The organism is Arthrobacter sp. PvP023, from assembly GCF_017832975.1.
Lineage (GTDB): Bacteria > Actinomycetota > Actinomycetes > Actinomycetales > Micrococcaceae > Arthrobacter.
The window spans coordinates 4,486,009-4,512,075 of the sequence record NZ_JAFIBI010000001.1 but is presented as its reverse complement, the minus strand read 5'-3'; the positions used below and the strand labels follow the sequence as shown (position 1 = coordinate 4,512,075).

Genomic DNA, 26,067 nt, shown 5'->3' with positions numbered 1-26,067 from the left:
AAAACGGTAATGGGACTGGTCGTATCAGGCTCCTATGAGGTCATGTCCGCCTGGCTCGACACCCCTTTTAACGGACCTTGAGCCGGCAGACAGATCGTCGGGAAGACAGTGCCGCCAGGCACGTCAACTTTTGGCTGGGTCATGCCGGCTCAAGGACTGTTCCAGTATTACCGTTTTGGCTGCTGTCCTGACGGATTGTACGTGTCCGCTCCGGCCCGTCTAGCCCCTCCTTCGTCGGGGCCCGCGTGACGGGAATGTCCCTGCGGCGCTCCTTCGTCGCTGATTTCCTCCGGGAATTTTCCCGCCCCTTGCCCTGCGGGTAGACGGGCCTCCGTCGGCCACAGCTCCGCAAGCTTCGCCAGCCGCCAAAACAACGGGGGGAGAGGGGACGCTGGCCGGTCACCAAAACCGCCCCAGGCGACAACTTGGTCCGCGCCCGCGCCCGCACCCGTTTCCCGCCCGCTTGACAGACATAGAAGCGTCGGGGGGAGAGGGGAAGCTGGCCGGTCACCTGAGCCGCCCCACCCACCGGAATCCTCTGCAAAAGGAGCAACACCATGAACACCACACCCACCCTCGAAATGCTCGACCCGGCCGCCTTAACCGTGGACATCAACGTCCGCAAAGACGCCGCCCTGACCCCGGATTTCATTGCCAGCATCAAAGAGCACGGCGTGATGGAACCGGTCATCGCCCACCGCAAGGACGACGGCGTGGTGCATGTCCTGATGGGACAGCGCCGCACCCGCGCGGCTGTTGAAGCCGGGCGCACCAGCATCCCGGTGATGATCATCGAGTCCCCCGAGGAAGCCGAGCGCATCGTGACGCAGGTCGTGGAGAACATCCAGCGCGCCGAACTGACCGAAGCGGACGAGGCCGACGCCTACCACCAGCTGTCCCTGATCGGCGTGTCAGCCGCCGCGATCGCCAAGAAGACCGGGCGGACCAAGACCACCGTGGAAGGGGCATTGAAGGCCAAAGCCTCGAACGCCGGATCCGCCGCCCTGGGCAAGGGATACACCATCGATGAAGCGCTCATCATGGCCGAGTTTGAAGGGAGCCAGGACGCTACGGAGGAGTTGGAGTCCGTGATCGCGGACGAACCCGATCAGCTCTTGCACGTCGCGCAGATGCTCCGGGACCGCCGCGACCGCGCCGCCGCCCTTGCCGCCCTCATCGCCGAGCTCGAGGCGCAGGGCAAGACCATCGTGGAGGACGCCGGGCACTACGCCAACGAAGAGAACCTGTACGTCTCGGCCGCGAAGCGGGCCGACGGGGAACCGGCCACCGACGAGGACGCCAACGCCTACCTGATCAGCACCGACTACCGGGGCCAGCACAACGCTCAGCCAGTCATCATCGGCTGGAAGGATCTGGGCTTCACCCCGAAGTACGAACGCTACGACGGCGGCACGCAGGCCCAGAAAGGCCCGATGACCGAGGAACAGAAAGCCGAGCGGAAGACCCTGATCGCCAATAACCGCGAGATGGAAAGTGCCACCAAGGTCAGGCGTGAATTCGTGAAGACCCTGCTGTCGCGGAAGACCGCGCCGAAGGGCTGGCAGTACTTCACTGTCCACGCCATCACCCACGACCCCGAAACCGCCAGCGGCTACGACGGCAAGGTCGCCACCGAGATGATCGGGGCCAAGACCGGGGAGGACACCGACCGGTGGGGCTGGAACCCGTTGCGGGACCACACCGCCAAAACCACCGCCCGGCCCGAGTTCTCCCTCATCGCCCTGATCTGCGCCGGGTATGAAAAGACCATCCAGAAAGACTCATGGCGGTCCGCCGAGAAGCGGCACTTCCACTACCTGAACCAGCTCACCGTTTGGGGTTACACCGCAAGTGCCGTGGAGCAGATCATCCTCGACAAGCACACCGCCGACACCGAGTAATGTGACGGGGAACCGGGCGGCTGTACCCAGAGGCAGCCGCCCGGCCCACTCACCCAGCAGGGGCCAGGAACCTTGCAGACGTGGCGCGGTCCGCCGCCCAGGGCGAACCACAGCAGCCACTCACCAGCGACGGACCGCCATTAACCGCGACCACGCACCAGCACACCACCAACCCCGCGGGACCAGGAACAACGAGGTACCCACCCCGCGGCAGCACCACAAACCAGTTCAGCTACGCTGAACCACAGATTTCCTTTGCAGAGGGAAACAGGAAGGGCCGGCACATATGTGCCGGCCCTTCCGCATTACATCAGTGTGGCGTGGTCGGGATCGTGAACCGCGGCGCGTCAGTTAAGCCGCAGCCTCGTCCTCGTCCTCCGAATCCCCGTCCTCCGCAAACGCGCCGTTCACAAGCGCGGTGCACGCAGCGATGACGTACTCCGGAACAGCGTCGAAGTCTCTTGGATTGAGCTGCATCACATACTCGTTTTCGATGTGATAGGTCTCGTTGACGAATTTCGTAAAGACTTTGTCCCCCTTCAATGCGATGGGGTTTAGCTCGGACATGATTCTAAAAAGTTGCACCTTTTCATAGCCCACGTCCGTAGCGTCAAACTTGGCCTTTAGGGCAACGGCGTCCTTGAGCTCCGAAAGGATCCGCGCGTAGTCAAAGCCGGGGATGTGCTCTTTGACGGCTTCGGTAGCTTCGAGGATGCCTGCGTCTGTGAGTGGCGTCTGCTGGGTTCCCGTCTTTTGTGTCGGGACCTCCCGCAGATGAAGCAGGCTCGAAAGGAGGTCGTACTCACCGCCGCGGGAACCGTGCACCTCGAACCGGCGTCGCAGGTAGATGCACTTGATGGCATCATCGCTGGCTGACGCAATATTGGAGTCGCATACCTGGGAGAACGTATTGATGTCGTTGGCCTCGATGGGCTTCTCGCTCACCAGACCTAACCGGCCGCTAAGGAAGTGCACAGCAGGATCTGCCGCCGTGAACTGACCCGACGTTCCGGTCAGCACGATGTCTACGGCCGGTTCGATATCGTGAGTAAGAAGAAGCGATGTAACATCGCGGAGACTGTTCTTACCGTGGAACAGCTGGTGGAGGATTGCGAACTTCTTCGTCTTATCGAAGCTGGAGATCGGATCGTCCAGCACAACCAAGTCAGGTTGCTCCCGATTGACATGATGCATGAACAACACGAGCGCAAAGGCGTTCTTCTCGCCATAGCTCAAATGACTCGACGCAGACTCCAGATGTCCGGGAGCGTCCTTGTGTTCCAGGAGCATGCGATATGAATCCCCGGTGGCCTCAATCCGGACCGAGTACTGATAGCCCGCGGAACTGAGGAACTCATTTATCGATGCTTGATTGACCCGAATGAGGTTCGCAACCCTCCTCTTCTGTTCTGAAATGCTGCGCCGAACATCGATGATCTGGATTGCCACTTCGTCAAGCTTCGCGTTGATCAGGTCTACGACCAACGTAGTTGCGTCCGAGTTGAGTGCGTGCAGTAGGGACAGATCGACCTTGAGGTCATTTAGGACGGCCCCCACATCTTTTTCGTCTCGCAGGGCATGAAACGACAGTCCTTGCAGCGAGGAAAGCTTTAGGAGGAGCGTCTCCACCTGCCCTCTCAATGTGGCAAGGAAGAGGCCCTCCTCCGGTGTGATTTCAGTGAGGGATGTCGTCAAGGCTTCTAGCTGCTTTAGGTAGCCGGGCTCAAAGTAGCGGCCGAGCTTATCTATGGCGTTCCGCAGCGCACTCATGTTCTTGACCGCGGCGGACTCGTATTCCGCAGATACCTGGGTTGCAATGGCCTTGTCCACACTCTGGACCGAGCAGAACGGGCAGTTTTCGGAGAGTTCGAGGAAAGTCTTCCCCTTCGATTGCCAGGTGATCCAACCCGCTGGATCACTGCTTTGCAGAAAACCTGTGTAGCCCTGTAGCGGCGCGGGAATGTTCTTGAGCTTGCCGCCAACTCCCAGGGCTTTGAATCCTCGGCTGGTCTTTGCGACGACACCTGTCTTTGTAACGTTGAAAGCATCACGCAGCTCAGTGAAGCTGATCAGAGCTTCATTGAACTCTGTCTGCTGCGCAAACGTCTCCTTCAGAGACTGGAACATGGACTCGATCTTTTCGAGTCCCTGCTTGTAGTCGTCTGTGTTGATGAAAATCTCGAAGCTGTTTTTGAGTACCTCGTCAGGCTGGAACACAAACTGCGATACGTAGGCATCGTTGAAGGTCAGCACGCTGTTGATCTCTTCGGCGCCTTCTACGACCGGTCGCGGGCCGTCGGCTTTTGCCCGGTACTTGAAGGGGGTCAATTCATCCAAGTCTCCGCCCTCGGTACGTAGAGTGAGCGCTCGAGCGATCGTGCTCTTGCCGAGGCCGTTGGGCCCGTACTTGATGTTTAGAGATGACCGGCGAAGGGAGATATGCGCCTCGCCAATACTGTTGCAATCCTTGATCCTGATTTGATAATCAGCTGGCACGTTTGATTCCACTTTCACAGCAACAATCTCGGGCTCAGTCATGGCCCACCCCCTATTAGTTTCATGACGATCTGCATTGACTGCCATTACGGACACTCGGTTCAAGTCCGACGATTTGCATCGGACTTGAACCTTCTATGAACGGTACCGTTTTGCCCTAAGGGAATAGGCGGGATCGGTCGCGCCGCGGTGAATCAGTTTTCAGAAAATCAGACCTCGCTGCGAGTTCATCGGAGCAGCAGTCCTGGTCGTGAACCTGCGGCACCCGGCTAGGCCAATCATGGCTTTTCGCCCCGCGCCGTCCGCGAGTGGAGCCGTTTTCTCTGATCCGAGATACGCAGGGGTCTAGGGCTTGTCAGGGCTTCGACTCCAGCGGCCTTTCTCAAGGTTCAAGAACGGCGACCCTTCAGTTCTGGGACAGCCTTGAGAGAGTGTAGGACCTCGAGGGCCTCTTGGGTCTTATCGATGCCGATCTCCATCCAGAGTCCAATGCAAACCTTGTAGTTCCAAGCCCCACCACGTCCCACATCGGATTTAACGTAATCCACGAGTTCGCCGAGAGGGACTTCGATACATTTTCGGAGGTCCCCAGTTGTGTCGAAAATGTTGAAGATGTAGAAATCGACCAAGGGAGTGAAATCGGTTCTAGGGCCACCATTGCGAGTGTCCAACAGCTGACTGTCCGAGAAGCGGCGATCCATCTGTCTCGTTTTAACCTCACCGAGCTGGTGCTGACCGAGGACCCAAGAATCATATCGTTTTAGGGAGCTGCGTTTTAGGGGGTTGGTAAGAGCGCGCGCTTCAAGAATCTCCTTGGTTGGTGCGGTCCGGGGACCGATTGTCTCCGCTGCGATGCCCAGGGGCGTAGGACGCACCCACCCAGGTTCTGCTTGGCGGACCAAGTCATTGCCGGTGCCGGTGATTCGAGTGCTGCCAGAGACTTTAGCGGCAACTCGTTCGCCGATCTCTCCAAAGGTATTCCCAGCGCCGATGAGTTCATTGATGTGAGCTTGAGCTTTCACGATTTCGGCCAAGCATGATTTTTCGTTGACAGTCACTGTCGGTCCCCCTATGTCTGCGGGTTGAACTCGGGCATTAACCCCGTGTTTTCGGCCCAAAATAGCTTCTATGCTCTTCAGCCACTAAACCATTAGGAGCTGGCTCGTTCTACAAAGCACCTTCTACTAAGGCGGGCGACGCGGCCTGTTCCTTCAAAGAAGTGAATTGGTCAGCCAAGGGTTTCGGCTGACCGTACCCCTTTTGTGCACCCCAAAAGATGCCGTCTCTGTAGATCAGTCGAATCTGTCCGGAGCGGATGATCGTTACGACGCGCCAGTCGTCGCTATTGCCGTCCCCGGACTCACGAGATGCGGCCCCGTCGTCGTACTCGTCGCGTGCAGATTCAAGGGGTTCAAGATGCTTGATCCCATATGTCCTTCGCAGGAGTTCTTCAATGACGCGGAAATCGCTTTGGGCCGACTGGATTGCACTCACAGCCCGATGCTATCTCCACATTTCATCGGCGGGCGGCAGGCCTACGGATGAGCGGACGCGGGCGAAGGTCCAACTTGTCGCCTCCAGGCCGTTTTGTGGGCATCCGGTCGCAGTGGGAATTAGTCGGCCGAGGACCTGGGTCACAGGCAAAAACGCCCCTTTGTGGCTGTGCAGACGACTTTGGAAAATGACGTCCGTGTCAGTTTCAGAAGTCGTCTGCACTGGATCCCGCGGAAGTACGGGGCGAGTGCAGAGGACTGCTGACATCGGGATGTCAGCAGTCCTCTGCACCGTCATGCATTTTTTCAAGAGTCGTCTGCACCAAAGGCCGAGCTACGGGACTGCAACTGCTTCAGGGTTCGTCGCCGGGACCCAGCGGTACAGCGTGGGCACCGAGACCCCGAGGCTGGCGGCAACTTCCTTGGGCGGCGTTCCCTGGCTGAGAAGCTTCCGAGCTGAGCGGATCTTGGCCTCCGTCATTACACGCTTGCGTCCGCCGACCCGGCCCTGTTCGCGCGCTGCCTGGAGGCCCGCCTGGGTGCGTTCGACCATGAGCTCGCGTTCCATCTGCGCCAGGGAGGCCATCACGTTGAAGAAGAAGCGTCCGGAGGCGGTGGTGGTGTCGATCGAGTCGGTGAGGCTGACAAAACCAATTCCGCGCTCGTTCAGGCCTCCGGCGAAATCCAGGAGGTCCTTCACGCTACGGCCAAGACGGTCCAGCTTCCACACAATGAGAGTGTCTCCCTCACGGAGTGCTTCCAGCGCCTTGGCTAGACCGGGGCGGCCGGCCTTGGTGCCGCTCATTGTGTCTTCAAAGATGCGATCGCATCCTGCACTATTTAAGGCAGCCAACTGCAGATCAAGGTTCTGGTCGCGCGTGGATACTCTGGCATAGCCGATACGGTGTGCCGCCATATGGGTTTCTCTTCTCAAAACTCGATTCGGACTCCTGGGTCGACTGTACAGTTCCGAGAACTATTTGTGAGAACCGCCCGCCGGGGCGGGGCTTCTCATCAGAATGGCGGTTTCCCGCAGAACGGCGGGGTGTTCCGGCGCCTCACGGCAAGCGCCGCCATTCTCGTTTCAAGGCGTTCTTGAAATCCTTCGTTTTCAAGAACAGGACTCACCGCACCCTGGCTTGGGGGTCCGAGTTGGAGTGCCAAGTAGATTGGGCGATGAGCGGGAAACAACACCAAGGCTAGGAAAAGGGTTAAGCATGGCGGGGAAGAATACCCGGAATGAGATCTGGTCTTACTCCATCTTCGGGGCGGTAGTGCTGGCCGGAACTGTTGCCCTCATGCTATTCGGCGTGAACTCGTCGGTGTCAGCGGACATCGGGCCGCTTATTGCGGGGCTGGCTCTCAGCATCTGTGTATTCCGCTTCGGCTTGCCCTGGAAGTGGCTGAACTTCCTGTTCCTTGCGTCGTTCCTTATCGTCGGCATGCTGCTGGGGCAACCCGGACTCATGTGGATGGGCGGCTATCTTGCAGGCGCACAGTTCGGTGTTGCCTGGAGGCTCGCTGTTAAAAAGTCCGAGATGAAAGCCACATGGACTGTAAACGGGCGGGAAACCGATACCCTGACTGAGGCTCGCCAGGCTGCCAAGCAGGAGCTGGATATTTTGGACGGGGAACGCCACCACCGCTTGGTAGTGGAACATGGTCCCGCCCGTTTCGAAGTCGCCGGAAGCCTGCCATCGAACGTGGTGTGCCATCGCAATTATGATGCGGACAATGATTTTTCGTGGGCGGTCCTGCAAAGCCACGAGCAAGCAGAGGACAGGTCGGTAGAGGTCCCGATCGGACGAATCGAAGGCTTCATTCCCTCCCGCTATGTCAGCGACATTGGGACCGTTGATGAGGCGCTGAAAGAGTTCTTGAAGAATCCGACGGCAGCGTCACTCGGTCCGGAGTGGGACACGGCAGAGATTGCATTCGACCTGCGCCTCAGCGCATAACAACTGAATTGGAGTCGCAGATGACGACGGACGTAAATGCGCTGGCCCTCGATATGCTCACGTTTTCCGGGCTGCTTCGGATCATCGGTCAGCCGCAGTTGGCCGAGAACTATGAGGCACGGGCGAAGTATCTTCTATCCCATCCTGCAGCCGAAGATGTTGAGGAAACCCGTGCATGGGTTCGCCTGACACTTCAGGGAGGTGCTGGTGGCCTAGGTGACATGTACGTGCAGAAGACGGACGGGGCGGTGGATAGGGTGCTCACCCAGCAATATATGGAACTGCTGCAGAAGATGGCCGACTTCGCTAATGGCGGGCCCGAGCCGTTGTCGCCGCTGATCCAGCAGATGGGGAACACGATGTTCGCCCACGGATACACCTACCTTCGCCTGGTTGAGACCCCAGCGGGCAAGTGGCCCTTCCGGCGCGGCCGCGCCATGTACGAGGTGATGACCGCACCTGGTGTGACCCGACTAGTGGATCAGAATACTCTGGGTGGCGCCGTCGGCTACGATCCCCGCGGCTCACGACGGGACATGCAGGAGTGCCAGATGACGGCACGCCGCCTATTCGATGAGGGCCGGACCGATGACTGGGTGCACTTCTCAAGCGCACAGGTGATTCCCGGCGAGACGCTGCGGCGGGCCACTGCGTGAAGCTTCCCTCGAGCCAGGACGATAGGACCCTGTGAAACCGGTTATCTGCTCGACATCGACGGGGTCCTCAATCCGACGGTCTGCCCAGGCAGTGGCGGCGACCGGCCCCTGTTGCGGCTCTCACACGAGAAACGCGCGCTGGTCCGGCGACTGGCCCGCAGCGGGCGGATCGCCTGGGTGTCGACCTGGCCGGCAGACATGGTGGCCGGACTGGAAGCCCAGCTTGGACTCGATGTAGATCCTCTCCGAGTCACCATGGTGTTTCGCCCAGCCGACACAGAGTCCCCGACCCCGAAACTGACATCAGTGACAAGGTGGCTATACCGCATGAGCGTCACCGAGGAATCGGACTGGGACTCCGTCGTGTGGATTGACGACGTCCTCGGGACCGACGCCAGGAAGTGGGCCACGGAGCATGACCAGCTGGTGCACTTGGAACAGCCCGACCCCGAGAATGGGATCACTGAAGGGCACGTGGCGCGGATCGAGGCGTTCGTGCCGGAGGGTGAATTGGCAGAATCGCCGCATGTAAGGACGCAGTAAGTCCCTGCCTGATGAGCGCAGTGCAGACGACTTCTGACATTCAGTGCAGACGACTCCTGAAAATGACAAGCGCAAACGCAGCTTCGACAGGGCACCCCCACCGTAAGACCCGTCCGCTGAACTGCCCGGTGATGGTGGCATATCTGGTCCACCAAAAGGACGCGTGGCACACTGTTGCGCATGACCGCTTTGCTGGTCGGCTACGCGCGGGTGTCCACGGAGCAGCAGGACCTAACGGCGCAGCGCGACGCATTGTCAGCTATGGGGATCACCGCGGACCGGATCTACGTGGATCACGGGCTGACCGGCACTGACCGGAACCGTCCGGGCCTCCGGGAAGCGATGGCGGCCTGCCGGGACGGTGACACGTTCGTGGTTACCAAGTTGGACCGCCTCGCCAGGTCCGTTCGGGATGCCCACGAAATCGTCGACGAGCTCGCCCAGCGGAACGTGAAACTCAGCATCGGCGGATCGGTGCACGACCCCACGGACCCCGTTGGAAAGCTGCTGTTCAACGTCCTGGCCATGGTGGCCGAATTCGAGAGCGACCTGATCCGGGCCCGTACTCGCGAGGGCATGAAAATCGCCAAGGCCAAGGGCCGCCTGAAAGGCAAGAAACCCAAGCTGTCTCCGTCGCAGGAAGCCCACCTGGTCAAGCTGCACGACGCCGGGGAGCACACCACCGGGGAACTCGCAGAACTCTTTTCCGTGCCCAGGTCCACGGTGTACCGGGCGGTGCAACGCGCCCGCCACAAGTCAGGACCAGCCCGCTAACCGGAAGATTAGCGAAGCCAACGCAACAGCCCCTCCGGACCGGAATGGTTCGGAGGGGCTGTTGTTGGTGCAGGGTGGTCCGGCTAGATGCCGTAACCGTTACCCTAAGCCTTTAGAGAGGGCGGATGTTCTCTGCCTGAGGGCCCTTCGGACCCTGGGTCACATCGAATTCGACCTTCTGGTTTTCATCCAGTGAACGGTAACCGCTGGTTGCGATCGCCGAGTAGTGGGCGAAAACGTCAGCTGATCCGTCATCGGGGGCAATGAAGCCAAAACCCTTTTCGGCGTTGAACCATTTAACTGTGCCTGTTGCCATGGCTGCATTCCTTTATGTGACTCTGATTCTCTCTGCAGACACGTCGGCCGCAGAGCGGAGAACGTCCCCCGCTGTCCCCAACGTACGGGGCCGACGCCCTGCTTGCAAGGGTATAAGTGCCCTTGCGACACTATATGTCCCGCTCAGCTGCCATCGGCGTACATGGCAAGCAGGTCCCGGCCGAACTGATGCGGTGACGTTTCCGAGGGGCTGTGCCCGCCCTGGTACACCAAAATTCGGGCGCCAATAGACTGTGCGAACTGCCGGTGCAGGCTCAGCGGCCAGAGATCATGCTCGCCCACGGCCACGAATTTCGGCACAGTCGCGGACGCAAGCGTCTGCCGCAGGTCGGGGACATTCTTCATCAGCACGTAGATGTCCCGCACGGACTGGCGCCGCGTAAACCTGAACCGGTTCCGGACAAACCGCAGCCGGTTGGGGGAGACCTTGTTGACGTTCCGGCGGATGCCCCAGATCATGAGCGCAGCACCCAGCCGGCCGTTAGCCCAGCCGGTGAACCGCCCGAACCCGCTGATTCCCCGGAAGCACTGCCCAGCCAGGGGCGGGCAGCTTAGGAGGGTAAAGCTGCGGAACAGCTCCGGACGCTTCGAATAGGCAATCTGCGCCACGATGGCGGCGAAGGAGTACCCCACCACATGGGCAGGAACTTCGCCCGACTCGAGGACGGCGATGAAATCGTTCACGAAGAGCTCGTAGTCGTAATGCCTGCGGGGCGGGACGAGGTTCTCCGGGCCGGCACCTGCCGATTCGTACTGGCCGGCCAGATCGTAACTCAGCACATAGAACCCGGCTTCGGAAAGTTCCGGCATCATCACGGCGAAATCCTCTTTGGAGCCCGTGGCACCGGGAACCAGCACCACCCGCGGGTTCTGAGGCTTTCCCATGGCCACCATCGCAAGGCTCCCGCTCGGCGCCGCAAAACGGGTGCTCACCGAGCCTTTGGGAAGGACGGCCCAGTTCCAGTCGCGGATCTCCGCATCCTTCAGCGTCGCGTCATCCATTACCACGTCACGGTTCCGGCCGCACCGTCCACGGTGACCGTCTGCCCGTCGCGCAGCCGCACGGTGGCATCAGCGACACCCACCACGGCGGGGATGCCGTACTCCCGGGCCACCACCGCGCCATGGGAAATGACGCCGCCCATCTCCATCACCAGGGCACCCGCGGTGAGGAAGAGCGGCGTCCAGCCGGGATCAGTGGAGGGGGCCACCAGAATTTCGCCTGGTTCTACGTGGGCACCCACCGGATCCATGACCACCCTGACCTTCCCGGTGGCGGTGCCGGCCGAGGCCGGAGTTCCCGTGAGGCGGTCCGCGGCAGCCGACTGGGGCAGCGCGGCGGCCGCCGCCATCATGGCGGCTTCGACGTCGGTGCCGTCCGAGAGCAAAAGGCGCGGAACGCGCCGCCGCCGCAGTTCGACGTCGTACATCCGACGGCGGACGGCGACCACTTCCTTCAGGTCCGCACCGCGGAGGGCAACACGCAGCTCTTCAAAGTCCAGGAAGAAAACGTCGCCGGCTGCCGCGATGGTGCCGGTCCGCGTCAGTTCCTCGCCGACGGCGGTGAGCTGCCGGTGCATCTCCGCCAGCACCATCACGATGTAGAACTTGGGCAGTTCCCGCAGTCCGGACAGCTGCCGTGCCCGGCGCAGGCACAGCGCCACCAGCCGCCCCCGCAGCCGGCTCCTGGCTGCCGCCCGTTCCACGAGCTCGCTGACCCGCGCTTCCGCATGATCGGCGGCGCGGGCAAACTGGCGGTCCGGGGCCTGCTCCGCATCCTCGACCCGGAGATAGTTCGAGATCATCCCCAGCAGGTGGTCCGGTTCCTCGGCCCACCGCGGCATCCCCAGGTCGATCTCCGCCACAGCACGGTGGCCGTACTTGGACAGGAACTTCCGCAGGCCGGCCTGTGCAACGCCGGGCAAAGTGGCCGCCTTGTAGAGCGCCGCAAGCTCATCCGGCCCCAGCTCCGTGAACACCCTGCGGGCCTCCGGGTCCCGGCCAAACGACACCGCCAGCTGCCACAGTTCCAGGTCCATAATGGTGGTCACGTTGTGGGGAAGCCCCCGCAGGACCGCCTCAAGCTCGCGCGGTTTGGCAATACCGCGCAACAGCCTGCGGGCCGCGGCCAGCATGAGGTATCCCGCGGACGGAGCGGGCATGGTTGCCTGGATGATCCCGTTGACCGTGCTTCCCAGGACGTCCTCCGCGTGCTGCAGCCGCCGTGCCGGGGTCGCAGGCAGGGGGAGCGCCAGCTGGGCTTCGAGGCGGTCCTGGTAGCGCCGCGCCCGGCGCAGTTCCACGTCCGGCCACAACAGCGTCCTGACCATGGCCGGAAGGAGCCCCGCCATCAGGCCCAGGCTCTGGGCTCCCTCAGTGCCCTTCGCTTCTGTCCCGGCGCGGCGCTGCGTGCGCTTCCGGCCCGGCTTCCTCCGGGCCGGCCGGACAATGCTGAACCGCGGGTCCTCCAGGAGCGCGGGGAAGACCGCTGCCGACCTCCCGTCAGCCAGCGGCAGCAACCTCAACAGCGCCTTGCGGCCGGACTTGCTGCGGACGATAGGAGTCAGGTCCACGTACATCCGCAACCCCGGGTTCACGTATTTCCACGGCCCCTTGCTGTTCCGCATGAGGCCCAGCACGGAGAGGCCCATCGGCGTGAGGGGGCGGGTAAGTCCCTGGAGCAGCGTGCCGCACAGGTAGACGCGTGTGTCCCCGCCGGCTGCGCGGTCCGCGCCGCCGGGGCCCGGTGATTCGTCCTCCGGCAGCGGATACAGCGTGGTGATGGGCCGCGACTGGGTCAGCCAGGCCTTGCCGTCGGCGTCGATCACCCATTCCACGTCCTGGGGCGCACCAAACAGCCGCTGGGCAGCATCACCGAGGGAAGTCAGTTCGCGCACCTGGGCCGGGTCCAAACTGGTCCCGTTGCCCTGCGGCCCCTTCAGGATCCGGGCAGTGGCCGTGTGCACAACGAAGTGGTCCGGATTAACCGCACCGGACACCACCGCCTGTCCCGGCCCGGGGCTGGCGTCGATGACGCTCTCGGTCCGCGTGCCCGTCACCGGGTTGGCGGTGAACAGCACTCCCGCCGTGCCGGCGTGGACCATGTGTTGAACGACGACGGCGAGGCCCGCGTCCCGGTTGCTGATCCCGTTCGCTGTACGGTAGGCCACCGCGCGGTCCGTCCACAGCGACGCCCAGCAGCGCCTGACGGCCTCGACGACGGCGTCGGCACCGACGACGTCCATGAAGGAGTCCTGCTGCCCAGCGAAGCTGGCAAAGGGCAGGTCCTCCGCGGTGGCGGAAGACCGCACCGCCACAGGAGCGTTGCCCATCGAGGCATAGGCGCCGCGGACGGCGGCCTCGACGTCGGGCGGAACCGGCGCTGCGGCCATCGCCTCGCGGGCCTGCCGCGCGAGCCCGTCCCGCTGGTCGTCCGGCAACCCGGGCGCGCCGTCGAACTCCGCCCTGTCCGGGCCGTGCACACCGTCCAGGCGGGCGGCGATGGAGTCCAGTTCCGCAGGCGCGGCCAACCGGTAGCCCGTTGTGGTCAGGCAGAATCCCGCCGGCACCGGGAAGCCCGCGGCGGCGAGCTTTCCGAGGTTCAGGGCCTTGCCGCCCACCAGCGCCAGCGATCCTGATGCCAGCCGGCCAAGATCAACCACCAGGCTGTTCCCGTCGCCGCCAACTGGCTCCGGGGCGGGGCTTACAAGGGCCATGTCCGGCTCCTAGACGTTTTCCGCGCCCTCTCCGGTGTCTTCCCACATGACGTCCAGGTTGCGGAAGATCAGTGGCCCGTCGCATAGTGCCGTCATTTTCGCGGCAAATTCCGACGTCTCCGGCCGGTTGGAATTCTCCATCGCCGATTCATAGGAATCGAAGTCGACGATGGTGAAGTAGGTCCCGGGGCGGTCCCTGTCCGCCGTGGCCACGATGCGGCGGAACGTGGACGGGGTGCCTCCCTCGGTCCGTGACGGCCGGCCCAGCTGTTCTATCTCCTCGATGCGGGAGGTCTGGAATTCGATGATCTGCACAAAACCGGCCATGACGGCTCCTCGACGGCGGTGGATGCTGATGCGGATCACGCTAGACCCGGCCGCGGGTGAGCGCAAAGGGGAGAAATGCCCTACTTTGCGGACTAGTTCCTGTGCGGACTACGGAGTATGGATCCCGCGGACCGTGCGGTTGCGGCCCAGCGATTTGGCCCGGTACAAGGCGGCGTCCGCCGTCGCGATCAGCTCATCAAGGCCGGACGTTCCTTTGCCGATAGGTGCGATGCCGTAACTGACCGTGGGCATCCGGGAACCGTCCGGGCCCCGAACCGCTTGGAGCTGCTTGTTGATCTCCGCGGTGATGGCCTCTGCCCGGTCCGCGCTCACGCCGGGCAGCAGGAAGATGAATTCCTCTCCGCCGTAGCGTCCCACAAGGTCGGTTGAGCGGACCGTCTCGTTGCAGGCGGAGGCGAAAGACTGCAGCGCAGCGTCGCCGGCCGCGTGGCCGTAGGTATCGTTGACGGCCTTGAAGTGGTCCAGGTCGGCCAGGACCAGGGTGCCGTGCGCCCGGGTGTGCCGCAGCCGCAGCAGCTCCTCGGCGGCGAGGTCCAGGAATGCCGCCCGGTTGAGAAGCCCCGTGAGGCCGTCCTGGGTGGCCACCGCCCGGAGTGCTCGTGTTTGCTGTTCGCTGCTGAGCGCCGCCATGCTGAAGGACACCACCACCAGCAGCACCATGGTCACCAAGGTGGTCACCGCAGAGCCAAAGTAGGTGACGAAGACGAGGCCGTTCGGGCCTTCTCCCAGGTAAACGGTCAGGCGGCAGAAGTAGAACGCCGAGAAGAAAGCCGCCGCGATGGCCAGCGGAATCCGGACCCTGGAGTAACCGGGCTCCAACCGCCAGAGCTCGCGGGACGCCAGGCCCAGCATCAGGCTCATGAGGGCAAGGAACACTGCACCTCCGGCCCAGATGTTCACCCCCGGGTTTTCAAGGGCTGATGACACCGTCACCACGGCGGGACCGGCCGCCAGTTGCCAGGAACGCGGCCGTGCTGCCCGCAGGGACCGGGCACCGGCCCAGACGCACGCTCCGCCGGCAACCAGCAGGCAGTTCCCCAGCGGATTGGCCCACACCTGGTGCGGTGTTCCGTTGAAGAGGTAGGCCGCTGACCCGGCAAGGAATAACGTCAGGGCCACGCACCACCAGGCGCTGTAAGGGGACCGCGTGCTCCGGTACGCAGCGAAATAGAACAAGAGCGCCAACGTGAACGCCACAATGGCGAAGGCAACCCGGAGGGTCAAGGTGTCAAGTTGCATTCAGTTCCCCCACTTCGCAACCAAGCGAAAACCCGGACCGTTCGCGGACCGGGTCCCGCAGACTTAGTATCGCACCCGGAGGCGCCGGCCGGGTCAGGGCGTGAGCAGCACCTTGATGGCGCGGCGTTCATCCATGGCCTTGTAGGCTTCCGGCGCTTCCTCCAGCGGCATGACGGAGTCGAAAACGCGGCCGGGGTGGATGGTACCTGCCAGCACATCCTCCAGCAGTTCGGGGATATAGGTCCGCGCGGGCGCCATGCCCCCGGCGATGGAAACGTTGGAGTCGAAAAGGTACCGCAGCGGGACCTCGCCCCCGCCGGTGGGGACGCCCACAAAACCGAGCGCGCCGCCCGGACGGACGCAGTGCAAAGCCTGCTCCATGGATTCCTTGGTGCCCACGCATTCCAGGACCGAGTCGGCCAGCACGCCGCCCAGCAACGCGCGGACCTTGGCCACGCCGTCGTCGCCCCGTTCCTCCACGATGTCCGTGGCGCCGAACTCCCGGGCCAGCGCCTGCCGGTCGGCGTGGCGGGACATGGCAATGATCCGCTCGGCCCCGAGCCGCTTGGCCGCAAGGACACCGCAAAGCCCGACGGCGCCGTCGCCCACCACTACGACGGTGCGGCCGGGCGCCACTTTAGCGGCCAGCGCCGCGTGGTGGCCGGTGGCCATGACGTCGGACAGCGTCAGCAGGTTGGCGGTCAGTTCAGCGTCCGGTTCGGTGACGCCCGGAACCTTGACCAGGGTGCTCTCGGCCATCGGAACCCGGACAGCCTGGCCCTGGCCGCCGTCGATCTTGTGGCCGGTGTCGTCCCGGCCGCCCCAGCCGGCCAGGTGGTCGCAGGCAACGGTGACGCCGTTGAGGCACTGCGGGCACTCGCCGCAGCTGACCACGAACGGTGCGATGACGAAATCACCTACCGCCAGCTCAGTCACGCCTTCGCCGACGCTCTCCACCACGCCGACGAATTCGTGGCCGATGGCTGTGGGCCTGCGTGTGGGCCTGACGCCGCGGTAGGGCCACAGGTCCGAGCCGCAGACGCAGGATGCCGTCACCTTGACCACCACGTCCGTGGGCAGCTGGATGGTGGGATAGTCCCGGTCTTCAACCCGGATGTCTCCAGGGCCGTGGATGATGGTGGCACGCATGGGGGGCTCCTTCGAACGAGTGCTGGGCTAGGACTGAGTCTAAACCCGGCTCCGGGCGGCCGGTCATTCCATCGGCTCCGTCCCTTCCCGGCCGCGAAGCAGCCCCAGGGCACCTGCGACTGCCTCCCTCCGACGGGTCGAGGCGAGCCCCAGGTGATAAAGGTGAAGCTCGGTGCAGCCCTCGTCCAGTAGTGCCTTCCATTCCTGCCAGAGGGCACGGCTGTCTGCGGACTTTGGCGGCAGCGCGAGCACGTAGGCGCCGGTTGCAGCCGCCGGCGCATCGCTCCGGAAGGACCTCAGCGCTGCGGCGCTGTCCGTTGCGGCACCCCAGCACGGGAGCACCGCCGTCACGCCCGGAAAGCTGTCCCACAGTTTGCTGCGCTCCAGCGCGCGCAGGGACGCGAACGGCCCGGTGGACCAAGGGTCCGGGGAGGCATGGATCGAAAGCCGGACCTCCGGCCGTGCTGCTGCCACCGCCAGGACACCGTTCAGCAGCCTGGCGGTGGCATCCCACCGGCATTCCAGGAGCGGGACGAACTCGTCTGCCTTACCGCCTGCTCCCAACTGCAGACGGTGATCCCCGCCGGTCTCCAGGGAATCTGACAGCACCGCGGACCTGACTTTCACCGCCATGCCGCCGGCATCCATGCCGCGGCGTCCGTACCAGCTGCGGCAGGCATCGCAGAAGCAAAGGGAAAGCAGGGCCTGGACCCATGGCGAGTAATCCGCACCCTCGGTCTTTTCATGCTGGTTCTGGTGGCTGAAGCCCAGGGGCCCGGCAGCCTCGAGCACCAGGCCGTCCGGATGTCCGTGCCGCAGTACCTGGCCCACGACCATGCGCGAGTAATTCCGGACCGCCTCGTTCGAGGGGCACAAGGCATGGAGGTATGTTTCCCCAAAGGCGTTGCGGACGCACAACTGCGGATGCCTTGCACCCAGGAAGCTGGAGTGGGTCAGCACAGTCCAGGCATCCACCGGAACACCTGCGGACCGAAGCTCCCGGGCAGCTTCGCCAAAGGCATCACTGGTTCCGGTCCAGCCTGTGCCCTCCGTGGGTACCAGGTCCTGGCCCGACCATGCGTCGGTCACCGGGACGTACAGGGCCGCCGTGCGGGCGTCCACAACGCGGCGTCGGGGGTGGCGGGGTGTTGCCGCCCGCACCGAATGGTAGGAAGCAGCCAGGGCAACCCGGTCCACGCCCAGTGCCGCGACATCCGCTGCGGCGCCGGGATCACCCAAAACGTCCCAGGGGTAGAGGTAGCCGGTGACGCTGGCTCTCGCATCATTCACCAGCGCGGAAGGTCCGCGGTGTAGTCCGGGACGAACCTCTGCATGTAGCCGGTGTCGTCCCTCGCCGTCATGCTGGCGTCAAGGTATTGCTGGTGGAGTTCTGCCAGCTTCTCCCGGTCCAGCTGAACGCCCAGTCCGGGACCGGCCGGGACCTTGACGCTGCCGTCAACAAACCGCAGGGCGCCCGGTTTCACGACGTCGTTGTGGCCGTTCCACGGATAGTGGGTGTCGCAGGCGTAGGTGAGCGCCGGGGTCGAGGCGGCGACATGAACCATCGCCGCCAGGCTGATTCCCAGGTGCGAGTTGGAATGCATCGACAGGCCGATCCCGAACGTCTGGCAGATCGCTCCGAGTTCACGGGTGTGCCGCAGCCCTCCCCAGTAGTGATGGTCGCCGAGGATCACCTGCACCGAGCCAAGTTCCACGCTGCGCTTGATGTGGTCGAAAGCCACCACGCACATGTTGGTGGCCAGCGGCATGCCGGCGGTCGCAGCCACCTCCGCCATGCCGTCAAGGCCCGGAGTGGGGTCCTCGAGGTATTCAAGCAGCCCTGACGTTTCCTGGGCTACCCAGCGCGAGGTCTCCACGGTCCAGGCTGTGTTGGGGTCGAGCCGCAGCGGCAGGCCGGGGAAGGCCCGGCGGAGCGCCTTGATTGCTTCAATCTCCTGGGCTGGCGGAAATACGCCGCCCTTGAGCTTGATTGATTTGAAGCCGTACTCGGAGATCATCTTGCGGGCCTGCCGGACGATGCCCTCCGGGTCCAGGGCTTCACCCCATTCATCGGAAATGGCGGGCTTTCCGTCCCAAGCCGGGTGTTCCGCCCACTTGTAGAAAAGGTAGGCGCTGAACGGAACCTCGTCCCGGACCGTTCCGCCCAGCAGTTCGCTGACGCTCCGGCCCGTTGCATGGCCCTGGATGTCCAGCGCTGCCACTTCGAAGGCTGAGAACACGGCTGCCCGCTCAAATACTGAGGGCTCGCCAGCGAGCGCTTCATTGATGAGCAGCTCCATCAGGGTGGTGTCGAAGACGCTCACGCCCGTGACGGCCCGGGCCCCGACGGCCAGGTTCGCCAGCCGGCTTTGCCCGCCGGCGCATTCGCCCAGGCCGAGCAGGCCGTTTGCGGTGCGGATCTCGATCACCACCCGGTGGACCAGCGGTTCATGGACGCCGACGGCGTTGAGCAGCGGGGGGTCGGAGAAGGCGATGGGGGTGATGGTGATGTCAGTGATCTTGAGGTCCGCGGCAGTGGGAGTGCTGATGGCCTGGAAGGTGGTGCTGGTGTTCATTGAGCTTCTTTCGGGGAAGGTAGGGAAGGGGGCTGCCGCGCCGGCGTGCCTTATCCCTTGGTGGCGCCGGAGGTAATGCCGCGGATCATGGAACGTTGCAGGAAGAGGTACACCAGCAGGCTGGGGATCATGGCCATCACTGCGCCGGCAACCAGGACTCCGGGACCAACCGTTGTGTCGTTGCGGAGCACGGAAAGTGCCACAGTGAGTGTGTAGTCGCTGGGATCGTTGGCCGCGATCAGGGGGAGCAGGTACTGGTCCCACACCATCATGAAGCCGAAGATTCCGATCACGCCCAGTGCGGGCTTGCAGAGCGGCAGGATGATGGTGAAAAGCATCCGGAATTCGCCCACCCCGTCCAGCCTGGCGGCCTCCTCGATTTCACCGGGGATCTCCTTCATGAACTCGCTCATGATGAAGATGGAGAATCCCCAGATGCCCACCGGCAGGATGACGGCCAGGACGCTGCCCTTCAGGCTGATGCCGAGCAGCGGCAGGTCGCCAAGAACGAGGGACAGCGGAATGCCGATCACTTCTTCCGGCAGCATCATGGTCATGAGGACCAGCAGCAGCACCAGGGCCTGGCCGCGGAACTTCTTCCGGCTCAGGCTGTAGGCCGCGAACACCGAGACCGTCATCTGAAGCAGCAGTCCGCCGCCCGCGATGACCAGCGAATTCAGCAGATAGCCCCAGAGGCCCTGCTGCTGCGCCACCTCGAAGTTCTGCAGGGTGAAGGTCTTCGGCAGCAGTGAAATTTCCGTGGGGCTGGAGTTCCGGTCGAACGCCGCCGAGATGATTGCCACGAACGGCAGTGCGAAGATGCAGAACACCAGAACGCAGAGGGCGATTCGCAGGACCATGTTGGCGCCGAACTGCGGCGACCAGCCAAGTGCCGTATCAAACCGGGCTGACGGGGAAGGACGGCGCCGGGGAGCGGTTGTTGTGCGGGGCGGGGTCATCGGTCGGCCTTCCGTTTGGCAAGGTACTGGGTTCCGACTGTCAGCAGCAGAGTGACAACCAGCAGAAGCACGGCGGCCGCTGATGCGACGCCGATGTCGTTGCGCTGGAACCCGAGCGAGTACATCCGGGTCATCCAGACTTCGGTGGAGCCGGCCGGTCCGCCGCCGGTGAGCACGTACACTTCCGTGAAGCTGCGCAGGCTCCGGATCGCGGCCAGGGTGAGGACGATGACCAGCGAGGGACGCAGCGCAGGCAGGGTGATGTAACGCAGCCTCTGCCAGACAGTGGCTCCGTCAACCCCTGCTGATTCGTAGAGGGAGCGGTCCACCCCGGTCAGCCCTGCCAGGATGATCACCATGTTGTACGGCGCGCCGCTCCAGATTCCCACAACGGCGATGGACCACAGTGCAGTGTCGGTGCCGTTGAGGAACTGCAGCGGGCCCAGGCCCAGCCAGCCGAGGATGGAGTTCAGCGGCCCGTCGGCCGTGGGAAAGTACAAGATCCGCCAGATCTCGCCCACCACGGCCAGGGCGGTGACGACGGGAAGGAAGATGGCCGTCCGGAGGAACCAGAGTGAACGCGCCTGGCCCTCCAGCAGCAGTGCCAGGACGAACCCCACCAGCAATGCGCCCAGGGTCTGGGTGACGCCGAGGAATACGGTGTGTCCCAGCGCCTCCATGAACCGCTGGTCGCCGATGACCTTGGCATAGTTCTCGAAGCCCACGAAGACGTCCCCGAGGAACGGCTGGACCTTGAAGAGGCTCAGCCGGACGCCCTCGAACATGGGGATGAACTTGAAATACAGGCCTAGCACTGCCGCCGGGAGCAGGAACATCCAGACGGCGAGCGACTGTTTGCTGCCCCTGCGTTTCCGGGCGCCTCCCGCCGGTTTGGGGGTGGGAGGCGCCGGCCGTGAGACCGTGGTTTTCGTTGGAGTTGCTGTCATGACTTGGCGTTCTGGCTGTTCAGTTCGTCATTGATCGCGGTGTCCAGGGCCTGCAGGCCGGAGGCCACGTTGTCCGCAGGGCAGTCGGCCACGATCTTGTTCAGCGCTTCAGCCGCGGCCTGCCGGAATGGAACGAAGTTGATGGCGGACGCGAAGGCCTTGGACGACGACTTCAGTGCCTCCTGCACCACAGACCATCGTGGATCCTTGTAGACGGCGGCAGCATCGACGTCGGAATTCACCGGTACGCGGACGATCGGCTGCTTGCCGGCGGTCATGCCGGCCTTCTGGCCGTCCTCGGACACCAGGTAGTCGATGACCTGCTTGGTCTGGTCCTTCTTGCCGTTGCTTGCCGTGACGTAGATGTTCTCGCCCTCGGCCAGCACGGTGTTGTCCTTGGAGCCCTTGGGCGCTTCAATGACCTCGTAGACGTCCTTGCCCGGAGTCTTGTCGAACGACGAGAAGTTGTAGGGGCCGGTGAGGATGATGCCGGCCTTCCCGGTCTGGAAGAACGGGGAGGCCACGCTGGTGGCTGCGGTCAGGGCACCCGGCTGCGTATTTCCCGGAGTACAGAACTGCTGCTTGACCCAGTTGACGCCTGCCTGGGTTTCCTGGGAGGAAGCGTTGGACGAGTACTTTCCGTTGCCCTCATCCTTCAGGTAGCTGCCGCCGTCCTGCCAGATGTACGAGGAAGCCCACCAGCCCAGGTATCCGCGTTCGGTGGAGCCGGGAACGGCCATGCCGTAGGTGTCTGCCTGGCCGTTGCCGTCCGGGTCCTGGGTGGCGAAGGCCGTGGCGAGCTTCGCCAGGTCCTCAAGCGTCTTGGGGATGGGAAGCCCCAGCTTTTCGCGCCAGTCCTTGCGGATCATGGTGACCATGGTCTGGCGGGAGAACGGAACTCCGTAGCTCGCTCCGTCCAGGCCTTCAGTCTCCTTCCACAGCGAATCGGAAATCCGGTCATTGCCGGTCACCGAGGACTTGTCGATTTTTTGGAGGTAGCCCTGCGCCGTGTAGTTGCCCAGTGCGGCGGAGTCGTTGATGACAATGTCCGGCAGCTTCTTGGATGCCGCGCGGGTCTGCAGTTGCTGGTCCAGGTCCGGAACCCCCTGGAAATTGACCTGCACGCCGGTCTTCGCCGTGAATTCCTTGAACATGGCGGCGTAGGTGGTGGCGGCGTCGGTGCCGGCGCGTGCCCACACTTCGATGGGCTGGCCGTCGTCCGTGGCGGCCGGGGCGGACGACCCGCCCCCGCAGCCGGTCAGTGCGGCCGCTGAGGCTATGGACAGGGCCACGGCAACCCGTGCTCGGAACCTGATCTTGGAATCCACTTTGATTCTCCCTTTTTACATATGTAAATGACTGTTACTATGTGAAACGTACTTCATGAGAGTATGATCGGGATCACAGGGTGTCAATATCGGGAGGAAGAAATGTCAGCAGAGTCGAAGCCGGTCACCATTGCCGTGACCGGTGGCGCCGGAATGATGGCCACCCTGCTGCGCCCGCACCTGATGGACGCCGGCTACGCGGTGCGGCTGATCGACATTGCCGAGCCCGCCAGCCCGGCCGCTAACGAATCCGTGCTGATTGGCTCCGTGGATGACAGCGCCTTCATGACAGCGGCCCTGGCGGATGTGGATGCTGTGGTTCATCTCGGCGGAATCCACCGGGAAAAGGCTTGGGGCGATATTGTCCGAACGAACATCACCGGGACCCAGGTGACACTGGAAGCGGCGCGGAGCAACGGCGTCAGCAGGGTCCTGCTCGCAAGTTCCACCCACGCCGTAGGGTTCACTCCGACGGCGGAGGCCGCGCGGGACCATGCGCTGCCGCCGCGGCCGGACACGTATTACGGCGTGAGCAAGGCGGCCATGGAAGCCTTGGGGGGCCTCTATGCGGACAAGTTCGGCATGAAGGTGGTCAGCGCGCGGATCGGAACCGGGGGCGAGCGGCCGGGCAATATCAGGAGCCTGTCCTCGTGGCTTTCGCCCGGGGACTCGTTCCGCCTCGTGGAGGCCACCCTCAGCGAAAAAGGGGCGCCGGGCCACCATGTTGTCTGGGCGGTTTCAAACAACACGAGGGGCTGGGCGGACCTGTCTGCGGGAAAACGCATCGGCTTCGAGCCTCTTGACGATGCGGAGGACTATGCTGACCAGATTCCCGAGGCTTCGGTGTCAGCAGGATGGGACGGCCTGCTGGGCGGCTTCTGGGCCAGTTCAAGCCACCGTCTCGGTGTGGACAATTATCCTGAGCTTGAGCCGAAGTGAACGGACCAGGTTAGCGGAGTGGGGGACATGAACGCAGTGATCAATCCGGCACAGGCCGCGCCAGCCGGGGCGGCAGGAGACGTGAAGCTGGTCAAATCGGCCGAAAGAACGATCGCCATTTTGGAAATGCTTGCGTCGGCACCGAAACCGCTGACCACAGCCGAAATCTACAAGGAGACCGGCTATCCGAGGTCGAGCCTGCACTGGCTGCTGCTGACCTTGCTTGAACTGAACTGGATCGAGCAGAGTCCCGAAGGCGGGTACCGGATCGGCACGCACGCCCTGCTGTGCGGAACGGCGTACCTGGACAGGGACCCGGTCATGGAACACGTCTCCGGCGTGCTCGAAAAGGTTCGGAACGCCACCACGTTCACAACGCACTATGCGCGGCTGGACCGTTCGGACGTCATCTACCTGGCCACACGGCAAGCCGTGGACCGCCGGCGCCTTTCGTCCCGTGTGGGACGCAAGCTGCCAGCGCAGGTGACAGCCCTGGGCAAGGCCATCCTGGCCGAACTGACTGACGCTGAAGTGCGCGACAGGCTCGGTGAGGGACCCTATCCTCTGCTCACCCCGAACTCGGTGCCGGACTTCGCCGCGCTCCAAACCGAGCTCGCAGACTTCCGCAAGGCGGGCTATTCACTCGAGCGCGAGCAAAACACGGTGGGACTCTGCTGCGTTGGAATCGTCGTTCCGTATCGGATCCCCGGAACGGATGCGATTAGTTGCTCCATACCCACGGAGCTGGCAACCGAGCAAGTGCTCAGCGACGTCGTCGACACCCTGAAGGGTGCCGCGGCCGAACTGGCGGCGACGCTCCGGGCGGCCGGAATCCGCTAGCGCATCCCCTCGCGCCGGATTGCCGTGGCGATCGCGGCGGCCCGGGTTTCCACGCCGAGCTTGGCGTAGATGTGCGCCAGATGGGTCTTTACGGTGGCCTCGGAGATGAACAGCCGCTGGCCGAGCTCCCGGTTGCTGAGGCCTTCTGTCAGCAGGCTCAGCAGCTCCGCCTCACGCGGAGTCAGGATCTCGTCCGGGTTCCGCAGCTGCTGGAAGAGCCGCGAGGCCACCGGTGCGCTCATCACGCTCCTGCCCTGCACCGCGCCGCGGATCGCGGCGAAAATCTCCTCCGGCGCCGCGTCCTTGAGCAGGTAGCCCATGGCTCCCGCGTCGACGGCCCGGACAATGTCGGCGTCCGAATCGTAGGTGGTGAACACCAGCACGGCCTGCCTGCTGTTTTGGCGCCGCAGCCGCTTGATGGCCTCGATGCCGTCCATCCCCGCGCCCATGGCCAGGTCCATTACCACCACGTCCGGGCTGAGCTGCTCAGTAAGGTCCAGCGCGTCCTCCCCGGATGCCGCCTCCGCCACCACCTCAATGTCCGGCTGCGTTCCCAGCAGTGCGTTGAGCCCGCTGCGGACCACCAGATGATCATCCACCAGCAGCACGGTAATGGGCCTCACTGTTCCTCCCCTGTGGGCAGTTGCGCGGCCACGATCGTCCCTTCCCCGGGCCTGCTTTCCACTGAGAATACGCCGCCCAGCTGTTCCACCCTCTGGCGCATGGCCCGGAGCCCGTAGCCTCCCGCGTCCGACGGCGGTGCCAGCGACTGCGGGTCGAAGCCGGCGCCGTCGTCGTACACATCCAGGGTGACGGCTCCCGGCAGGAAGCCCAGCGTCACATTGGCGTTCGCCGCCCCCGCATGCAGCTGCGTGTTCGCGGCGGCGCTCTGGACCACGCGCAGCAGCGCATGCCGGACATCGGCCGGGACGGGCCGCGGTTCGCCGGTGACCAGCAGGCGCATGCCCGGAACGTACTGGGACGCTGCCTGCAGCAGCGCATCCGGCAGGGGCGCGGTGTCCAGCCCGGGGGAGGCGAGTTCGTGGACCAGGCTGCGGGTGTCCGCAAGGTTGCGGCGCAGCATCCCGCTGGCGTTGAGCACGTCCTCCCGCGCGGCCTCGGCGGGCCAGGACCGGTTCGCGGCTTCCAGCAGGAGGAGGCTGCTGGCCAATCCCTGCGTTACGGTGTCGTGGATTTCCCGGGACACCCGCTCGCGCTCCTCAATGGTGCCGGCCCGGCGCTCGCTGGCCGCCAGCCGCCCCTGCGCGAGCGACACCTCGGCGTGGAGGCGGCGCTGCTCCGCGGCGTCCTGCTCAATCCGGTCGTAAATCAGCGTCAGCATGACGCCCACCGCCAACGGCCCCAGGAGCATGGCAACATCGCTGCCGCCGCTCAGCCGGAACAGCCCGACGGCGGTGGCCGCCGCCGTCGCGCCTCCCGCCAGGTACCCCACCCAGCCGCTGAAGGCGGTGCGGCACAGGAAGAACAGCGCGAACGAGCACCACGCAAAGCTGGGCGCGGCGATCACCAGCACTGCCCACAGGGCCACCAGGACGAACATCCACACAGCCCACGGCCGGCGCCGCTGGGACAGCACGGCGATCACGGCGTAGAGCGAACACACGGCAGCCGCCAGGGCCAGCACCCACAGGTTGTCCGCGGGGCTGTGCCGCATGACGTACCGGACAGCCGACGCCACCAGCAGCACGGCAAAACCAAGATGGACGACGGCGTCAATGCGGCCGAGCGGCGTCGGCGGGGCTGGCGGGGAGGAGGGCATGGGGGGTCCGGTTCCTGTGGAGGAGTTCTCCTCACAATGCTAGGGCCCGCGCCGTTGCTGGTCTCTCAGCCTTTTGGCTGATACCTCCA

The 26,067-nt window shown here is 63.9% G+C and carries 24 protein-coding genes; 7 read left to right on the top strand and 17 right to left on the bottom strand.

The window, feature by feature from the left end; genetic code table 11:
- Positions 1-557 precede the first annotated feature (557 nt).
- Positions 558-1,901, top strand: coding sequence for a ParB/RepB/Spo0J family partition protein (locus tag JOE31_RS20460; protein WP_209747710.1), 1,344 nt, complete (start codon positions 558-560; stop codon positions 1,899-1,901).
- 351 nt (positions 1,902-2,252) lie between these two features.
- Here the strand turns inward: JOE31_RS20460 and JOE31_RS20455 are convergent, their stop codons facing one another.
- The 4 genes from JOE31_RS20455 to JOE31_RS20440 all read right to left on the bottom strand — a co-directional run bounded on the left by JOE31_RS20455 (position 2,253) and on the right by JOE31_RS20440 (position 6,806).
- On the bottom strand, positions 2,253-4,439 hold the full coding sequence (locus tag JOE31_RS20455) for an AAA family ATPase (RefSeq protein WP_209747708.1): 2,187 nt from the start codon (positions 4,437-4,439) through the stop codon (positions 2,253-2,255).
- Positions 4,440-4,786: 347 nt separating this feature from the next.
- Positions 4,787-5,455 carry a hypothetical protein gene (locus tag JOE31_RS20450; protein ID WP_209747706.1) on the bottom strand — a complete coding sequence of 223 codons (669 nt, stop codon included), beginning with the start codon at positions 5,453-5,455 and terminating at the stop codon, positions 4,787-4,789.
- Between the two features lie 109 nt (positions 5,456-5,564).
- A complete protein-coding gene (locus JOE31_RS20445) occupies positions 5,565-5,891 on the bottom strand; it encodes a hypothetical protein (RefSeq protein ID WP_209747704.1) in 327 nt (108 codons plus the stop codon).
- Between the two features lie 333 nt (positions 5,892-6,224).
- Positions 6,225-6,806 carry a recombinase family protein gene (locus JOE31_RS20440; protein WP_209747702.1) on the bottom strand — a complete coding sequence of 194 codons (582 nt, stop codon included), beginning with the start codon at positions 6,804-6,806 and terminating at the stop codon, positions 6,225-6,227.
- Positions 6,807-7,107: 301 nt separating this feature from the next.
- On the opposite strand from JOE31_RS20440, the gene JOE31_RS20435 reads away from it, so the two are divergent.
- From JOE31_RS20435 to JOE31_RS20420, 4 genes are all read left to right on the top strand, one after another.
- The gene (locus JOE31_RS20435) at positions 7,108-7,848 is read left to right on the top strand and encodes a hypothetical protein (protein ID WP_209747700.1); all 741 of its coding nucleotides are present in this window, start codon (positions 7,108-7,110) and stop codon (positions 7,846-7,848) included.
- Between the two features lie 20 nt (positions 7,849-7,868).
- Positions 7,869-8,504, top strand: coding sequence for a hypothetical protein (locus JOE31_RS20430; RefSeq protein ID WP_209747699.1), 636 nt, complete (start codon positions 7,869-7,871; stop codon positions 8,502-8,504).
- A 21-nt stretch (positions 8,505-8,525) separates the two neighbouring features.
- Positions 8,526-9,047, top strand: a complete 522-nt coding sequence (locus tag JOE31_RS20425; protein WP_209748678.1) for an HAD domain-containing protein — start codon at positions 8,526-8,528, stop codon at positions 9,045-9,047.
- 180 nt (positions 9,048-9,227) lie between these two features.
- Complete coding sequence (locus JOE31_RS20420) at positions 9,228-9,821, top strand: recombinase family protein (protein ID WP_209747697.1); 594 nt, start codon at positions 9,228-9,230, stop codon at positions 9,819-9,821.
- Between the two features lie 112 nt (positions 9,822-9,933).
- Here the strand turns inward: JOE31_RS20420 and JOE31_RS20415 are convergent, their stop codons facing one another.
- From JOE31_RS20415 to JOE31_RS20365, 11 genes are all read right to left on the bottom strand, one after another.
- Positions 9,934-10,137: a cold-shock protein gene (locus JOE31_RS20415; protein ID WP_009357211.1), complete on the bottom strand. Its 204-nt coding sequence runs from the start codon at positions 10,135-10,137 to the stop codon at positions 9,934-9,936.
- A gap of 143 nt (positions 10,138-10,280) precedes the next feature.
- Positions 10,281-11,159 (bottom strand): alpha/beta fold hydrolase, encoded by an 879-nt coding sequence (locus tag JOE31_RS20410; RefSeq protein WP_209747695.1) that lies wholly within the window; start codon positions 11,157-11,159, stop codon positions 10,281-10,283.
- Positions 11,159-13,873: a PEP/pyruvate-binding domain-containing protein gene (locus JOE31_RS20405; protein ID WP_209747693.1), complete on the bottom strand. Its 2,715-nt coding sequence runs from the start codon at positions 13,871-13,873 to the stop codon at positions 11,159-11,161. Before JOE31_RS20405 ends, JOE31_RS20410 begins: the two co-directional genes overlap by 1 nt.
- A 9-nt stretch (positions 13,874-13,882) precedes the next feature.
- Positions 13,883-14,200, bottom strand: coding sequence for a hypothetical protein (locus JOE31_RS20400; RefSeq protein ID WP_209747691.1), 318 nt, complete (start codon positions 14,198-14,200; stop codon positions 13,883-13,885).
- 108 nt (positions 14,201-14,308) lie between these two features.
- Positions 14,309-15,460 carry a diguanylate cyclase gene (locus JOE31_RS20395; protein ID WP_209747689.1) on the bottom strand — a complete coding sequence of 384 codons (1,152 nt, stop codon included), beginning with the start codon at positions 15,458-15,460 and terminating at the stop codon, positions 14,309-14,311.
- Positions 15,461-15,553: 93 nt separating this feature from the next.
- Positions 15,554-16,609, bottom strand: coding sequence for a zinc-dependent alcohol dehydrogenase family protein (locus JOE31_RS20390; RefSeq protein WP_209747687.1), 1,056 nt, complete (start codon positions 16,607-16,609; stop codon positions 15,554-15,556).
- Positions 16,610-16,672: 63 nt separating this feature from the next.
- Complete coding sequence (locus JOE31_RS20385; protein ID WP_209747685.1) at positions 16,673-17,899, bottom strand: hypothetical protein; 1,227 nt, start codon at positions 17,897-17,899, stop codon at positions 16,673-16,675.
- The gene (locus tag JOE31_RS20380; protein ID WP_209747683.1) at positions 17,896-19,185 is read right to left on the bottom strand and encodes a glucarate dehydratase family protein; all 1,290 of its coding nucleotides are present in this window, start codon (positions 19,183-19,185) and stop codon (positions 17,896-17,898) included. The genes JOE31_RS20385 and JOE31_RS20380 overlap by 4 nt, the downstream gene beginning before the upstream one ends.
- Before the next feature lie 50 nt (positions 19,186-19,235).
- Positions 19,236-20,144, bottom strand: a complete 909-nt coding sequence (locus JOE31_RS20375; protein ID WP_209747681.1) for a carbohydrate ABC transporter permease — start codon at positions 20,142-20,144, stop codon at positions 19,236-19,238.
- Entirely contained in the window at positions 20,141-21,091 is a 951-nt protein-coding gene (locus JOE31_RS20370; RefSeq protein WP_209747679.1) for a carbohydrate ABC transporter permease, read from the bottom strand. Before JOE31_RS20370 ends, JOE31_RS20375 begins: the two co-directional genes overlap by 4 nt.
- Positions 21,088-22,419, bottom strand: coding sequence for an extracellular solute-binding protein (locus JOE31_RS20365; protein ID WP_209747678.1), 1,332 nt, complete (start codon positions 22,417-22,419; stop codon positions 21,088-21,090). Before JOE31_RS20365 ends, JOE31_RS20370 begins: the two co-directional genes overlap by 4 nt.
- 102 nt (positions 22,420-22,521) lie before the next feature.
- On the opposite strand from JOE31_RS20365, the gene JOE31_RS20360 reads away from it, so the two are divergent.
- On the top strand, positions 22,522-23,358 hold the full coding sequence (locus tag JOE31_RS20360; protein ID WP_209747676.1) for an NAD(P)-dependent oxidoreductase: 837 nt from the start codon (positions 22,522-22,524) through the stop codon (positions 23,356-23,358).
- Between the two features lie 27 nt (positions 23,359-23,385).
- Positions 23,386-24,198, top strand: coding sequence for an IclR family transcriptional regulator (locus tag JOE31_RS20355; RefSeq protein WP_209747674.1), 813 nt, complete (start codon positions 23,386-23,388; stop codon positions 24,196-24,198).
- Here the strand turns inward: JOE31_RS20355 and JOE31_RS20350 are convergent.
- Together JOE31_RS20350 and JOE31_RS20345 are read right to left on the bottom strand one after the other, a co-directional pair.
- Positions 24,195-24,821: a response regulator transcription factor gene (locus tag JOE31_RS20350; protein ID WP_209747672.1), complete on the bottom strand. Its 627-nt coding sequence runs from the start codon at positions 24,819-24,821 to the stop codon at positions 24,195-24,197. The genes JOE31_RS20355 and JOE31_RS20350 overlap by 4 nt on opposite strands.
- Entirely contained in the window at positions 24,818-25,978 is a 1,161-nt protein-coding gene (locus JOE31_RS20345) for a sensor histidine kinase (protein ID WP_209747670.1), read from the bottom strand. The genes JOE31_RS20350 and JOE31_RS20345 overlap by 4 nt, the downstream gene beginning before the upstream one ends.
- Positions 25,979-26,067: the final 89 nt, after the last annotated feature.